Origin of the sequence: Agromyces sp. NPDC058110 (assembly GCF_042884735.1) — a bacterium.
Classification (GTDB): domain Bacteria; phylum Actinomycetota; class Actinomycetes; order Actinomycetales; family Microbacteriaceae; genus Agromyces.
In genome coordinates this window covers 156,700-169,280 of sequence record NZ_JBHVTI010000007.1, presented here as the reverse complement: position 1 = coordinate 169,280, position 12,581 = coordinate 156,700, and the positions used below count along the sequence as shown (strand labels likewise).

General features: G+C 72.1%; 12 protein-coding genes. 6 read left to right on the top strand and 6 right to left on the bottom strand.

The window, feature by feature from the left end:
- Positions 1-107 precede the first annotated feature (107 nt).
- The 3 genes from ACFVS8_RS17725 to ACFVS8_RS17715 all read right to left on the bottom strand — a co-directional run bounded on the left by ACFVS8_RS17725 (position 108) and on the right by ACFVS8_RS17715 (position 2,841).
- Positions 108-1,394 carry an adenylosuccinate synthase gene (locus ACFVS8_RS17725; RefSeq protein ID WP_387065296.1) on the bottom strand — a complete coding sequence of 429 codons (1,287 nt, stop codon included), beginning with the start codon at positions 1,392-1,394 and terminating at the stop codon, positions 108-110.
- Position 1,395: 1 nt separating this feature from the next.
- Positions 1,396-1,938 carry a DUF3151 family protein gene (locus ACFVS8_RS17720; RefSeq protein ID WP_387065293.1) on the bottom strand — a complete coding sequence of 181 codons (543 nt, stop codon included), beginning with the start codon at positions 1,936-1,938 and terminating at the stop codon, positions 1,396-1,398.
- Between the two features lie 84 nt (positions 1,939-2,022).
- A complete protein-coding gene (locus ACFVS8_RS17715; RefSeq protein WP_387065291.1) occupies positions 2,023-2,841 on the bottom strand; it encodes an NAD(P)H-hydrate epimerase in 819 nt (272 codons plus the stop codon).
- Between the two features lie 81 nt (positions 2,842-2,922).
- Here ACFVS8_RS17715 and argG point away from each other — a divergent pair, with 81 nt between their 5' ends.
- The 5 genes from argG (at position 2,923) to ACFVS8_RS17690 (ending at position 9,315) form a co-directional block, all read left to right on the top strand.
- A complete protein-coding gene (argG, locus tag ACFVS8_RS17710; RefSeq protein WP_387065288.1) occupies positions 2,923-4,350 on the top strand; it encodes an argininosuccinate synthase in 1,428 nt (475 codons plus the stop codon).
- 191 nt (positions 4,351-4,541) lie between these two features.
- Positions 4,542-6,059, top strand: coding sequence for a phospholipase D-like domain-containing protein (locus ACFVS8_RS17705; protein WP_387065285.1), 1,518 nt, complete (start codon positions 4,542-4,544; stop codon positions 6,057-6,059).
- A 48-nt stretch (positions 6,060-6,107) separates the two neighbouring features.
- Positions 6,108-6,752, top strand: a complete 645-nt coding sequence (locus ACFVS8_RS17700) for a TetR/AcrR family transcriptional regulator (protein WP_387065283.1) — start codon at positions 6,108-6,110, stop codon at positions 6,750-6,752.
- On the top strand, positions 6,749-7,417 hold the full coding sequence (locus tag ACFVS8_RS17695) for a hypothetical protein (RefSeq protein ID WP_387065279.1): 669 nt from the start codon (positions 6,749-6,751) through the stop codon (positions 7,415-7,417). Before ACFVS8_RS17700 ends, ACFVS8_RS17695 begins: the two co-directional genes overlap by 4 nt.
- Positions 7,414-9,315, top strand: a complete 1,902-nt coding sequence (locus ACFVS8_RS17690; protein ID WP_387065277.1) for a YhgE/Pip family protein — start codon at positions 7,414-7,416, stop codon at positions 9,313-9,315. Before ACFVS8_RS17695 ends, ACFVS8_RS17690 begins: the two co-directional genes overlap by 4 nt.
- 92 nt (positions 9,316-9,407) lie before the next feature.
- Here ACFVS8_RS17690 and ACFVS8_RS17685 read toward each other — a convergent pair whose 3' ends face one another.
- From ACFVS8_RS17685 to ACFVS8_RS17675, 3 genes are all read right to left on the bottom strand, one after another.
- The gene (locus ACFVS8_RS17685) at positions 9,408-9,776 is read right to left on the bottom strand and encodes a nuclear transport factor 2 family protein (protein WP_387065274.1); all 369 of its coding nucleotides are present in this window, start codon (positions 9,774-9,776) and stop codon (positions 9,408-9,410) included.
- Positions 9,777-9,808: 32 nt separating this feature from the next.
- Positions 9,809-10,105 carry a hypothetical protein gene (locus ACFVS8_RS17680; RefSeq protein ID WP_387065272.1) on the bottom strand — a complete coding sequence of 99 codons (297 nt, stop codon included), beginning with the start codon at positions 10,103-10,105 and terminating at the stop codon, positions 9,809-9,811.
- Between the two features lie 109 nt (positions 10,106-10,214).
- Positions 10,215-11,762 carry a DHA2 family efflux MFS transporter permease subunit gene (locus ACFVS8_RS17675; protein WP_387065269.1) on the bottom strand — a complete coding sequence of 516 codons (1,548 nt, stop codon included), beginning with the start codon at positions 11,760-11,762 and terminating at the stop codon, positions 10,215-10,217.
- 133 nt (positions 11,763-11,895) lie between these two features.
- Here ACFVS8_RS17675 and ACFVS8_RS17670 point away from each other — a divergent pair, with 133 nt between their 5' ends.
- Positions 11,896-12,546, top strand: a complete 651-nt coding sequence (locus ACFVS8_RS17670) for a TetR/AcrR family transcriptional regulator (protein WP_387065266.1) — start codon at positions 11,896-11,898, stop codon at positions 12,544-12,546.
- Positions 12,547-12,581 lie beyond the last annotated feature (35 nt).

Here is a 12,581-nt window from a genome sequence, read left to right as displayed (position 1 = left end):
CGAATGCGGCAGGGCGATCACCGCCACCCTATCGAGGGGGCGAGACCGACGGAAGGGCAGGGATCATTCCGTGACCCCGGCGTGACTGCGCCCGCGCGTGCCGCGGCTCAGGCCAGCAGGTCGTGCAACTGGATGATCTCGTCGCGGCCCGGTCCGACGCCGATCGCCGAGATACGCGAGCCCGACATCGCCTCGAGATGACGCACGTAGGCCTGCGCGTTCGCGGGCAGGTCGTCGAACTCCCGGGCGCCCGTGATGTCTTCGGTCCAGCCGGGGAACTCCTCGTAGATCGGAGTCGCGTGGTGGAAGTCGGACTGCGAGACCGGCACCTCGTCGAAGCGCTGCCCGTCGACGTCGTACGCGACGGCGACCGGGATGCGCTCGATGCCCGTGAGCACGTCGAGCTTGGTCAGCACGAAGTCGGTCACCCCGTTGATGCGGGCGGTGTAGCGGGCGATGGGCGCGTCGTACCACCCGGTGCGACGGCGGCGGCCGGTCGTCGTGCCGAACTCGTGCCCCTTCTCGCTGAGGAACTCGCCCCACTCGTCGAAGAGCTCGGTCGGGAAGGGGCCTGCGCCGACGCGCGTGGTGTACGCCTTGATGACGGCGATCACCCGGTCGATGCGGTTGGGCGCGATGCCGGAGCCCGTGACCGCGCCGCCGCTGGTCGCGTTCGACGACGTGACGAACGGGTAGGTGCCGTGGTCGACGTCGAGCATGGTCGCCTGGCCGCCCTCGAAGAGCACGGTCTCGTCGCGCTCGAGCGCCTGGTGCAGCAGCAGCGCGGTGTCGGTGACCATCGGGCGCAGACGGTCGACGTAGCCGAGCAGCTCGTCGACGATCTCGTCGACGGCGATGGCACGGCGGTTGTAGACCTTCACGAGCAGGTGGTTCTTCTGGTCGAGTGCGCCCTCGATCTTCTGGCGCAGGATGTTCTCGTCGAAGAGGTCCTGCATGCGCAGGCCGACTCGGTTGATCTTGTCGGCGTAGGCCGGTCCGATGCCGCGGCCGGTGGTGCCGATCTGCCGCTTGCCGAGGAAGCGCTCGGTGACCTTGTCGAGCGTGCGGTGGTACTGCGTGATGAGGTGCGCGTTCGCCGAGATGCGCAGGCGCGAGGTGTCGACGCCGCGGCTCTCGAGCGCCTCGAGCTCTTCGAAGAGCACCTCGACGTCGACCACGACGCCGTTGCCGATCACCGGCGTGACCCCGGGGGTCAGGATGCCGGAGGGCAGCAGGTGGAGCGCGTACTTCTCGTCGCCGATGACGACGGTGTGCCCGGCGTTGTTGCCGCCGTTGAACTTGACGACGTAGTCGAGGCGCGAACCGAGCAGATCGGTGGCCTTGCCCTTTCCTTCGTCGCCCCACTGTGCACCGATCAGGACGGCTGCGGGCATTTCAGTCCTCTCCGGTCGCGTCGAGCGCGACGGGTTCGGCGACCGGGTCGCCGGTGGTTGCCGCGACCTCGGACTGCTCGATGAGCAGACCGGGGGTCACGATGGTGATGACCTGGGTGGGCGTGTACTCGGACGCGATGCGGCCGGGCGCCTCGGCGTCGGCCGAGGCGAGCTCGTCGGCGTGCCGCGTGGCGCGCTCGTCGAGGCCGAGCTGGGACGCAGCCCGGCGCTTGGCGTCGAGCGCCCGCAGGTAGGCGCGGTTCGGCTCGTCGGACCACGGCACGGCGGCGCCCGGCTGCCAGCCGGATGCCGCGAGCTGCTCCTCGGCGAGGTCGACCGCCACGGTCGCATAGGCGAAGGAGGCGATGGGGTTGCCCTCGGAGTCGGCGAGATCGGCGAGCTCGGCCCATGCGAGGGGCGACGACGGATGCTCGGAGACGACGTCGGCGAGCGACGCACGGTCAGCGGTGGCGAGCGCCTCGCGAACCTCGGGTTCGTCGGCGAGCACCGCCTCGGCCTCGGGTCCTGTCTGTTCCTGAGTCACACTCAACCGTAACGCATGGCCCGTCTGCGGCCGGGGAGCGCGGTTCCGGCGGTGGCGGGTGCGCGAACGCGTGTCCGAGCGCGGTCAGGACGGCCGGTGCCGGCTCCCGTCTCGCACGACCGGCCGCACGTCGGCGAGCGCCGGCCCGAGACCGAGGTCGACGAGCACGATGCGCCCGGCGAGCGGGGCCGCGGGCCCGACCAGGAGCCCGGCCTTCACGGCCCCCATCGTCACCGTCACGTCGGCGGGCAGCACGACCGGGACGGGCACGCTGCCGTCGTCGGGCGAGACTCCGCTCGGCAGGTCCACGGCGACGACGAGCGGATGCCGCGCGCCGACGCCCGTGCGATCGGTCCACGACCGGCCGAGCAGCGCCCGGATGCGCGCGACCGCGTCGCGGGCGGTGCCGCGCAGCGCGGGGCTCGCGGCGGCGCCGATGCCCAGGATGCCGTCGACGACGACGTCGGTGGCCTGCACGGCGTCGTCGAACGCGGCATCCGCCCCGGCACCGGGTGCAGCGGACGCGGCCGGGTCACCGGACATGGGAGGGGCGACGTCGAGCGCGCCCGCTGCACGCGCCGCCGCCGCGGCGGCCTCGTGCACGCGCGATCCGACGGCGACGACCCGCACGTCGGCGCCGCGCTCGGCGAGGTGCGCGGCCGCGTACAGGGCGTCGCCGCCGTTGTCGCCCGACCCCGCGAGCACGAGCACGACCGGGCGCGGGCCTCGGCGGCGGCCCGCGGCATCCGTCGACCGCAGCAGCCCGGAGACCACGTCGGCGAGCGACAGGGCGGCGCGCTGCATGAGCGGTTCGCCCGCGTCGATGAGCGGTCGCTCGGCCGCCTGCACCTGCGCGGCGGAGTACCCGTCGCCGGGCGACGGCGGGGCGGATGCGGCATCCATGCGCGCGAGCCTACGCCGACGGCCCTCGTGGCGGCCGTCACCCGTCAGCACGCGCAGACGCGCGCAAGTAGGCTGGTACCCATGTCGAAAGTCCTCTCCAGCCTCCCCGTCGGCGAACGCGTCGGCATCGCCTTCTCCGGCGGCCTCGACACCTCGGTCGCCGTCGCGTGGATGCGCGAGAAGGGCGCGGTGCCCTGCACCTACACCGCCGACCTCGGCCAGCCCGACGAGCCCGACGTCGAGGCCGTGCCCGGCCGCGCGATCGAGTACGGCGCCGAGCTGTCGCGACTCGTCGACTGCCGCACGGCGCTCGTCGAGGAGGGCCTCGTGGCCCTGCAGTGCGGGGCGTTCCACATCCGTTCGGGCGGCAAGGCGTACTTCAACACGACCCCGCTCGGCCGCGCGGTCACGGGCACCCTGCTCGTGCGCGCCATGCTCGAAGACGGCGTCGACATCTGGGGCGACGGCTCCACCTACAAGGGCAACGACATCGAGCGGTTCTACCGTTACGGCCTCATGGCCAACCCGCGCCTGCGCATCTACAAGCCGTGGCTCGACGCCGACTTCGTGACCGAGCTCGGCGGCCGCCAGGAGATGAGCGAGTGGCTCCAGGCCCGCGACCTCCCCTACCGCGCCTCCGCCGAGAAGGCGTACTCGACCGACGCGAACATCTGGGGCGCCACGCACGAGGCCAAGGTGCTCGAGGAGCTCTCCGAGGGAATCACCACGGTCGAGCCGATCATGGGCGTGAAGTTCTGGGACGAGTCGGTCGAGATCCCGGCCGAAGACGTCACCGTCACGTTCGAGCAGGGCCGCCCGGTCGCCCTCAACGGCGTGCGCTTCGACGACGCGGTCGAGCTCGTGCTCGAGGCGAACCGCATCGGCGGCCGCCACGGCCTCGGCATGAGCGACCAGATCGAGAACCGCATCATCGAGGCGAAGTCGCGCGGCATCTACGAGGCTCCGGGCATGGCGCTGCTGCACCTGACCTACGAGCGGCTCGTGAACGCGATCCACAACGAGGACACGATCGCGAACTACCACAACGAGGGCCGCCGTCTCGGCCGCCTCATGTACGAGGGCCGCTGGCTCGACCCGCAGTCGCTCATGCTGCGCGAGTCGATCGTGCGCTGGGTCGCCTCGGCCGTCACGGGCGAGGTCACCGTGCGCCTGCGCCGCGGCGACGACTACACGATCATGAACACGACCGGCCCGGCGCTCAGCTACCAGCCCGAGAAGCTCTCGATGGAGCGCGTCGGTGACCAGGCGTTCGGCCCCGAAGACCGCATCGGCCAGCTCACGATGCGCAACCTCGACATCGCCGACTCGCGCGCCCGCCTCGAGCAGTACGCGCACCTGAACCTGGTGGGCGGCGCGACCGCAGCCCTCGTGGGCGACCTGTCGGTGGGCGCCGCGGCCGAGATCATCGCGGGCTCCGGCGAGACCGAGCTCGAGGCCGCGACCGACGCGGCCAACGAGGCGTCGGCGTTCGACCTCGGCACCGACTGAGCGCGACCGCACCTCGGCACGACCACGGGTGGGGCCCGTTCCGCTTCGGAACGGGCCCCACCCGTCGTCTGCGGTCCCGCGTTCCGGGCCCCCGCGGTGCCATACTCGGTGCATCGTCCGCGCCGCGCAGCGGCTCGACCTCGAGGAGCCACGATGTCCGCTTCCGTCCCGCCCGCGCAGCGGGCCGCACGATGAGCACCGAGCTCGCGGCGCTGATCGGCCTGCTCCTCTGGCTCGTCGATCTCGGCATCCGCATCGCCGCGCTCATCATCGTGCCGCGCGACCGCAAGCCCACGGCGGCCATGGCGTGGCTGCTGGCGATCTTCCTCATCCCGTTCGTCGGCATCGTGCTGTTCCTGCTCATCGGCAACGTGAAGCTCTCGAAGCGGCGGCGCGACAAGCAGGTGCAGATCAACCACGCGCTCGAGCAGCGCGGCTCGGCGCTCGCACTCGAACCGGATGCCTCGTGGCCGGCCTGGTTCCGCACGACGGTCGAGCAGAACCGCAGACTCGGCGCCCTGCCCGCCCTCGAGGGGGAGTCCGCCGAGCTGCTCGGCGACTACGCGGAGTCGATCGCGCGCATGACGGCCGACCTCGACACGGCCGAGCGCTACGTGCACGTCGAGTTCTACATCGTGGCCTTCGACGAGACGACGAAGGAGTTCTTCGCGGCGATGGAACGCGCGGTCGCGCGCGGCGTGACCGTGCGCCTGCTCCTCGACCACGTGGCGTCGCGACGGGTGAGCGTGCACGAGGCCACGTTCGCCGAGCTCGACCGCATCGGCGTGCAGTGGCACTTCCTGCTGCCGTTCCAGCCGTTCAAGGGCAACTACGAACGCCCAGACCTGCGCAACCACCGCAAGCTCGTCGTCGTCGACGGCCGAGTCGCCTACACGGGCTCGCAGAACCTCATCTCGCGCGACTACGACTCCCCCAAGAACGTCAAGCGCGGGCTCATGTGGCAGGAGCTCGTGGTGCGCCTCACCGGCCCGGTCGTGCGGTCGGTCGACGCGGTGTTCCGCTCCGACTGGTACGCCGAGACCGACGAACTGCTCGACGAGGCGAGCGTGGCGCCCGAACGCCCGGCACCCGCGACCTCGGCGACGGCGCCCGCCGCGGCGACGACGGGCGATGACGGCGGGGCCGCGGCATCCGCCCCGCTGGTGTGCCAGGTGGTGCCGAGCGGGCCGGCCTACGCCGACGAGAACAACCTGCGCCTGTTCCTCTCGCTCGTCGCCTCCGCGCAGGAGCGCGTGATCATCACGAGCCCCTACTTCGTGCCCGACGAGGCGATGGTCTACGCGATCACGTCGGCGAAGCTGCGCGGGCTCGACGTGCAGCTGTTCGTGTCGGAGCTCGGCGACCAGGGTTCGGTGTGGCACGCCCAGCGCTCGTACTACGGCGCCCTGCTGCGGGCCGGGGTGCGCATCTGGCTGTATCCGGCGCCGTACATCCTGCACGCGAAGCACCTCTCGATCGACGACGACGTCGCGGTGATCGGGTCGAGCAACATGGACATCCGCTCGTTCAACCTGAACTTCGAGATCTCGCTGCTGGTGCGGGGCGCGTCGTTCGTCGCCGACATGCGCGAGGTCGAGCAGGGGTACCGCGACGCCGGCCGCGAGCTCACGCTCGAGGAGTGGAACCGCGAGCCGCTGTCGCGCACGTTCTTCGACGGAGTCGCACGGCTCACCTCGGCGCTGCAGTAGTCAGCACCCTAACTTGCACATCGGTGTGCAGTTTCGTACGATGAGGGGATGCCGACCATCACCGACGAGGTCCGCCGCGCACCCCGTCGGGATGCCGCGGCGAACCGCCAAGCCCTGCTGACCGCCGCAGCCGCAGCCCTCGGCGAGAACCCCGACGCCCCGCTCGAGGCCATCGCGGCCGCCGCGGGCCTCACGCGACGCGCCCTCTACGGGCACTTCGCAGGCCGCGACGAACTGGTCGCCGCGCTCATCGCCTCCGGCGCGACCCGGCTCAACCTGGTCGCGACCGAGACCGACCACCACGACGCCCCGACCGCGCTCGCGATGCTCGGCGCGAGGCTCTGGCACGCCATCGGCCACGTGCGCCTCCTCGCCGCGATGGCCGTGCGTGAACCCCACGTCGAGCAGGTCGCCGGGGCGCTCGCGCCCGTGCGCGAACGCCTCGACGCGATCGTCGCCCGCGGCATCGCCGACGGCGGCTTCCGACCCGACATGCCGCCCGCGACGCTCTCGAGGCTCATCGAGCGATCGGCCATCGCCGTGCTGCTCGAGGCCTCCGTCGCACCGCTCACCGACGCGGAGGGCCACCGGCTCGTCATGGCGTCGGTGCTCGGCACGGCCGGGCTGAGCTGGCGCGAGGCCGGCGCGCTCATCGCCTCGGCACCCGAACTCACCATGGAGGCCTCCGCATGAGGATCGAACTGCGCGCCGTCGCCAAGGGCCGGCGCGCCCACGCGCTGCCGAACACGACCATCGCCTACGAGTCGGGCCAGGCCACCCTCGCCCGCGCCGAGACCGAGCAGCGGCCCACCGTGCTCGGCCTCATCGCCGCGGGCCGCATGCGCCCCGACTCGGGCACCGTCACCATCGACGGCCGAACGGATGCCGCCGCGATCCGCCGGCGGATCGCCCTCGTCGACGCACCCGGCGTCAGCGACCCTGCGCCCGACATCACCGTGGCCGGCGTCGCGGCCGAGGAGCTCATGTTCGCCGGCATCCCGTCGAACCCGATCGCGGTCGCGAACTGGCTCGCGGACCTCGGGCTCACGGATGTCGCACGCATCCCGATCTCGAACGTCGACCCGCACGAGCGGCTGCACCTGCTGACCGAGCTCGCGATCCTCCGCGACGGCATCGAAGGGCTCGTGATCGTCGCCCCCGACCGCCACGGAGGCGACCCGGTCGGGTGGTGGAACCAGGCCCGCTCGCTGGCCGACCGCGGCTTCGCCGTGCTCGTGATCGCGGGCGACGCGTCGGCCGCCGCACTCGCGGCCGACACCATGCTCGCGCGCATGCAGGGCGACGAACCCGACGAGGCGGCCGAGCACGACGTGATCGCCGAAGGGGGCCTGGCGTGAAGATCCCGCAGATGATCGCCGCCGAGTTCCGGCGCCTGTTCTCGACGCGCATGTCGGTGATCGCGCTCATCGCGCTCGTCGCGGTGCCCGTGCTCTACGGCGGCCTGTACCTCTGGGCCAACCAGGACCCGTACGCGAAGCTGAACGAGGTGCCCGTGGCACTCGTGGTCGCCGACGAAGGCACCGCCGCGACCGACGACGCGCCGGCGCGGAACGTGGGCGACGAGGTCGCCGAGGAGCTCATCGCCGACGGCACGTTCGACTGGCACGAGGTCTCCGCCGAGCAGGCGGCCGACGGCCTCGCCGACTCCACCTACGACTTCGTCATCACGCTTCCCGCCGACTTCAGCGACGCGCTCGCGTCGATCCAGACCGACGAGCCGCGACAGGCAGAGATCGTGCTCGAGACGAGCGACGCGAACAGCTACCTCGCCGGCACGATCGGCGAGCAGGCGGTGAAGACCATCCGCACGACCGTCGCGGAGCAGGTCGGGCGCGAGGCGGCCTCGCTGCTGCTCGACTCGATCTCGACGATCCGCGGCAAGCTCGTCGAGGCCGCCGACGGCGCGCAGCAGTTGGTCGACGGCACCGCGACCGCGATCGACGGCGCATCGCAGCTCGGCACCGGCGCATCGCAGCTCGCCGACGGCAACGCCGCGCTCGCGACCGGCACGCAGCAGCTCGCCGCCGGCACCCGGCAACTCGCCGACGGCAGTGCAGCGCTCGCCGACGGCGCGCAGCAGGTGGCCGACGGCAACGCGCAGCTCGCGGCCTCGGCCGATCGCGTCGGCACCGTCGTCGGCGACGCCGCGGCCGCCGTGCCGCAGGCCCGCGCCGACATCCAGGCGCGGCTCGCGGCCGCCGGCGTCGATCAGGCGACCATCGACGAGGTGCTCGCGCGCCTCGACCCGCTGGCCGATGACATCGCGGCGGGCAACGACCGCGTGCAGGAGGTCGTCGGGCAGATCGACCAGCTGGCCGACGGGGCCGCGCAGGTCGCGAGCGGCAGTGCGGACCTCGCCGCCGGCGCGGCGACCGCCGCCGACGGAGCGGATGCCGCGGCCTCCGGAGCTGCCGCCGCGGCCTCCGGCGCCGCCACCCTCCGGGACGGCATCGGCACCCTCGGCGACGGCCTCGGACAGCTCGAGGACGGCGGCGAGACCCTGCAGTCCGGCCTGGCCGACGGCGCCGCGCAGATCCCCGACTCCGACCAGGCCACGCGCGACGCGCAGGCGAAGACCATCGCCGACCCCGTCTCGCTCGAGACCGACGCGCTCACCGAGGCCGGCAACTACGGTGCGGGCCTCGCCCCGTTCTTCGCGGCGCTCGCCGGGTGGATCGGCATCTACGCGCTCTTCCTCATCGTGAAGCCGATCTCGCGGCGCGCGGTCACGGCCCTGCACTCGCCGATCCGCGTCACGCTCGCCGGATGGCTGACGCCGGGCATCCTCGGCGCCGTGCAGATGATCGGGCTGTTCACCGTGCTCGCGGTGACCCTCGGGTTCCCGATGACGCATCCGCTCGGCACGCTCGGGGTCATGGTGCTCGCGTCGGCGACCTATGCGGCGATCATCCTCGCGCTGAACGTGTGGCTCGGCTCGGTCGGCCAGTTCCTCGGGCTCGTGCTCATGGTGCTGCAGCTCGTGACCGCAGGCGGCACGTTCCCGTGGCAGACACTGCCCGCACCGCTCGCCGCGCTGCACCACGTGCTGCCCATGGGCTACGTCGTCGACATGATGCGCCAGTCCATGTACGGCGGCGACCTCGGCCGGGCGGCGTCCGACGCGGTCGTGCTGCTCATCTGGATGCTGGGCGCGCTCGTGCTCGCCGCGATCGGCGTGACCCGCATGACGCACTTCCGCACGCTGCGCGACCTGCAGCCGAGCCTGATCGGCTGAGGCCTGGCTCGGGCCGCGCCGGGCGTACGACACGAGGGGCGGATGCCGCGGCATCCGCCCCTCGTCTCGCGCTCGTCGTGCGTCGAACCGGGCTACGCGGGCGTCTGCTGGTGCGCCGCCACGTGCCAGGCGCCGTCGTCGTAGAGGTAGGTGGTCGACATGCGGAGGTTCGCGACGTCGTCGCCGCGCTTCGCGACCGCGCGGTACACGACCATGCCGGCGCGCTCGCCGAGGCGGATCACGGCGGGCTCGTGCAGTTCGTAGGACTCCCACGGCGGGGTGGCGCGGAACCGCGCGAGGATCTCGTCGCGACCGAGCGTGGCCCCCTCGACCACCATCAGCGCATCACGGGTCATCGCCCGCTGGTAGTGCTCGCCGCCGCGACCGTCGAGGATCGCCTTCCATCCGGCGTGCTCCTCGTGCAGCAGACGGGCGGGCAGATCGTCGGTGATCTCAGTCATGGCCCAACGGTAACCGCGATCGGATGCCGCGGCTAGAGGCCCGGCCGTCGAGTCGGGCGCTGCGGCGACTCCCGTTCGATCGCGCCGCGCGCGACCGCCGCCCGCTCGTCGCGCCGGCGTCTCGCCTCGCGTCCGGCGACCAGCACGCCGAATCCGGTGATGCCGAGGAAGAACGCCCCGAGCAGCCCGAAGAACGCGGCCTCGGCACCGGAGGTGTAGATCACGACCGAGACGACCAGGCCGATCGCCGCGAGGCTGATGATCGCAGCCCCGACGATCTCCACGCCCGTGAACCGGGCGCGCCCGGATCTCGAGGCATCGGTCGTCATGCGTTCATGGTGCGCGTCGGGCGGCGAACACGCAACCGGGATCGGATGAACACCCGATCCCGGTCGCGCAGGGCGTCGGCCGTGGCGCGTCGCAGGGCGTCGTCGTGGCTCAGGCCATGACGGCCGGTTCGACGGCGGTCGCGGCATCCGTCGGCTGAGCCGTGTGCGAGAGCGACAGGCCGTGCCCGCGACGGCGGAACAGCAGGGCCGCGAGCACCGCGCCGAAGGCGAAGAACCCGGCGCCCCACCAGTACGCGACCGCGTAGCTGTGCACGGCCGCCTCGGCTGCGATCTGCGCCGTCGGAGGCGTGTGCGCCGCGAGGTAGTCGGTCGCGGCCGTCGCGGCGAGCGTGTTCAGCAGGGCCGTGCCGATCGACCCGCCGACCTGCTGGCTCGTGTTCACCATCGCCGAGGCGACGCCCGCGAACCGACGGTCGACGCCGAGCGTCGCCGTCTGCATCGAGGCCGGCATGATCGACCCCATCGCGAATCCGAGGATGAGCAGCGGCGGCAGCACGTCGGCCGCATAGGTGCTGTCGAGGCCGAGGTGGGTCAGGGAGACCATGCCGGTCGCGCCGAGCAGCATGCCGAACGGCACCATGACCTTCGGCCCGAAGCGCGGCACGAACAGGTTCGTCGAGAGCTGGGCCGCGAGCACGAGCATGGCGATCATCGGCAGGAACGCGAGGCCGGTCTGGATGGGCGAGTACCCCAGCGAGGCCTGCAGGTAGTACGTGACGAACAGGAAGATGCCGAACATGCCCGCGCCGGCGATGAGCACCGACGCGTACGCCGCGCCGCGGTTGCGGTCGAGCACGATCGACAGCGGCAACAGCGGGTGGCTCGCTCGGCGCTGCCAGAGCACGAAGGCGATCAGCAGGACCCCGGATGCCGCGAGCAAGCCCCAGGTCAGCGGCGAGTCCCACCCCTCGGACTCGGCGTTCGAGAAGCCGTAGACGAGGGAGAAGAGGGCTGCGGAGACGAGCAGGGTTCCGGGGATGTCGAGCTTCGGGCGCGTTCCGACGCGCTTGGCGTTCGTGACGAACACGATGGCTCCGACGATCGCGACGGCGGCGATGACGACGTTGATGTAGAGGTTCCAGCGCCAGTCGAAGTTCTCGGTGAGCACGCCGCCGAGCAGCAGGCCGACCGCGCCGCCGGCACCCGCGATCGCGCCGAACACGCCGAACGCGCGGGCGCGCTCCTTCGGGATCACGAAGGTCGTCGTGAGCACGGCGAGCGCGGTCGGGGCGAGCAGCGCCCCGAAGGCACCCTGCAGGGCACGCGCGCCGACGAGCAGTTCGAACGTGCCCGCCGCGCCGCCCAGTGCGGATGCCGCGGCGAAGCCGACGAGCCCGATGATGAACGTGCGCTTGCGACCGATGAGGTCGGAGAGGCGGCCGCCGAGCAGCAGGAGGCTGCCGAAGGCGAGCGAGTACGCGGTGATGATCCACTGGCGCTGTCCGTCGGTGAACCCGAGGTCGGCCTGCGCCGCCGGAAGGGCGATGTTCACGACCGTGGAGTCGAGGACCACCATCAGCTGGGCGAGCCCCACGACGGTGAGGGTCCACCAGCGTCGGGACGAGTGCGCGGGAGCCGACGGGGCCGTGGTCGCGGCGGTCGCCGCGGCCGTCGAGGGCGGGGATGCGTTGGTCATGACGGAGACTATATACGGAACGCCAGCGTTCCGGAACCTTGAAGTTTCGGATATGAACAGTTCCTGAACTATGCTGGTCCCGTACGGCGGTTCGACGCCGCACGACCACGAAGCTCGAGATGGGATAGCCGCAATGACGCAGCTCGACCTCCCCGCCCAGGCCGGCGGCGCCGCCGAGGCATCCGCCCCGCGCCTCGGCCGGAAGCGCGATCACTCGCGCGACCCCGAGATCCTCGACGCCGCGCTCGAGGTGCTCGCCGAGACCGGCTACGACGGCATGACCGTCGAGATGGTCGCGGCCAGGGCGAAGGCCGGCAAGGCGACGCTCTACCGGCGCTGGCCCTCGAAGGCCGAACTCGTGCTCGACGCCGTCGCGTGCATGAAGCAGGGCGATCTCGGGGCGCCGCTGCCCGACACCGGCACGCTCCGCGGCGACCTCGTCGCCCTCATCAAGCCGCGGTCGATCGCCGAGGCCGAGAAGAAGCTGCAGATCATGGCCGGCCTCGCCTCGATGCTCTCGCGTTCGCCCGAGCTGGCCGACGCGGCCTATGCGACGCTCGTCGCCCCCCGGGCGAACCTCAACCGCGCGCTGTTCCAGCGGGCGGTCGATCGCGGCGAGATCACGGGCGAGCACGACCTCGAGACCCTGTCGGTCGTGAGCGCCTCGATGGCCTCGTACCGGCTCATGCTGCTGCGCAAGCCCGTCGACCGCGAGTTCCTGCTCTCGATCATCGACGGCGTGATCCTGCCCGCACTCGGCCTGCCGTCGGGCGAGCCGCGCTGACGCGGCGGCACCCTCGCGCGGCGGCCGCCCGCGGC

Coding starts and splice junctions, on each gene's coding strand:
- ACFVS8_RS17725 (WP_387065296.1), bottom strand. CDS start 1,394: ATGCCCGCAGCCGTCCTGATCGGTGCACAGTGGGGCGACGAAGGAAAG.
- ACFVS8_RS17715 (WP_387065291.1), bottom strand. CDS start 2,841: ATGGATGCCGCATCCGCCCCGCCGTCGCCCGGCGACGGGTACTCCGCC.
- argG (WP_387065288.1), top strand. CDS start 2,923: ATGTCGAAAGTCCTCTCCAGCCTCCCCGTCGGCGAACGCGTCGGCATC.
- ACFVS8_RS17705 (WP_387065285.1), top strand. CDS start 4,542: ATGAGCACCGAGCTCGCGGCGCTGATCGGCCTGCTCCTCTGGCTCGTC.
- ACFVS8_RS17700 (WP_387065283.1), top strand. CDS start 6,108: ATGCCGACCATCACCGACGAGGTCCGCCGCGCACCCCGTCGGGATGCC.
- ACFVS8_RS17695 (WP_387065279.1), top strand. CDS start 6,749: ATGAGGATCGAACTGCGCGCCGTCGCCAAGGGCCGGCGCGCCCACGCG.
- ACFVS8_RS17685 (WP_387065274.1), bottom strand. CDS start 9,776: ATGACTGAGATCACCGACGATCTGCCCGCCCGTCTGCTGCACGAGGAG.
- ACFVS8_RS17680 (WP_387065272.1), bottom strand. CDS start 10,105: ATGACGACCGATGCCTCGAGATCCGGGCGCGCCCGGTTCACGGGCGTG.
- ACFVS8_RS17675 (WP_387065269.1), bottom strand. CDS start 11,762: ATGACCAACGCATCCCCGCCCTCGACGGCCGCGGCGACCGCCGCGACC.
- ACFVS8_RS17670 (WP_387065266.1), top strand. CDS start 11,896: ATGACGCAGCTCGACCTCCCCGCCCAGGCCGGCGGCGCCGCCGAGGCA.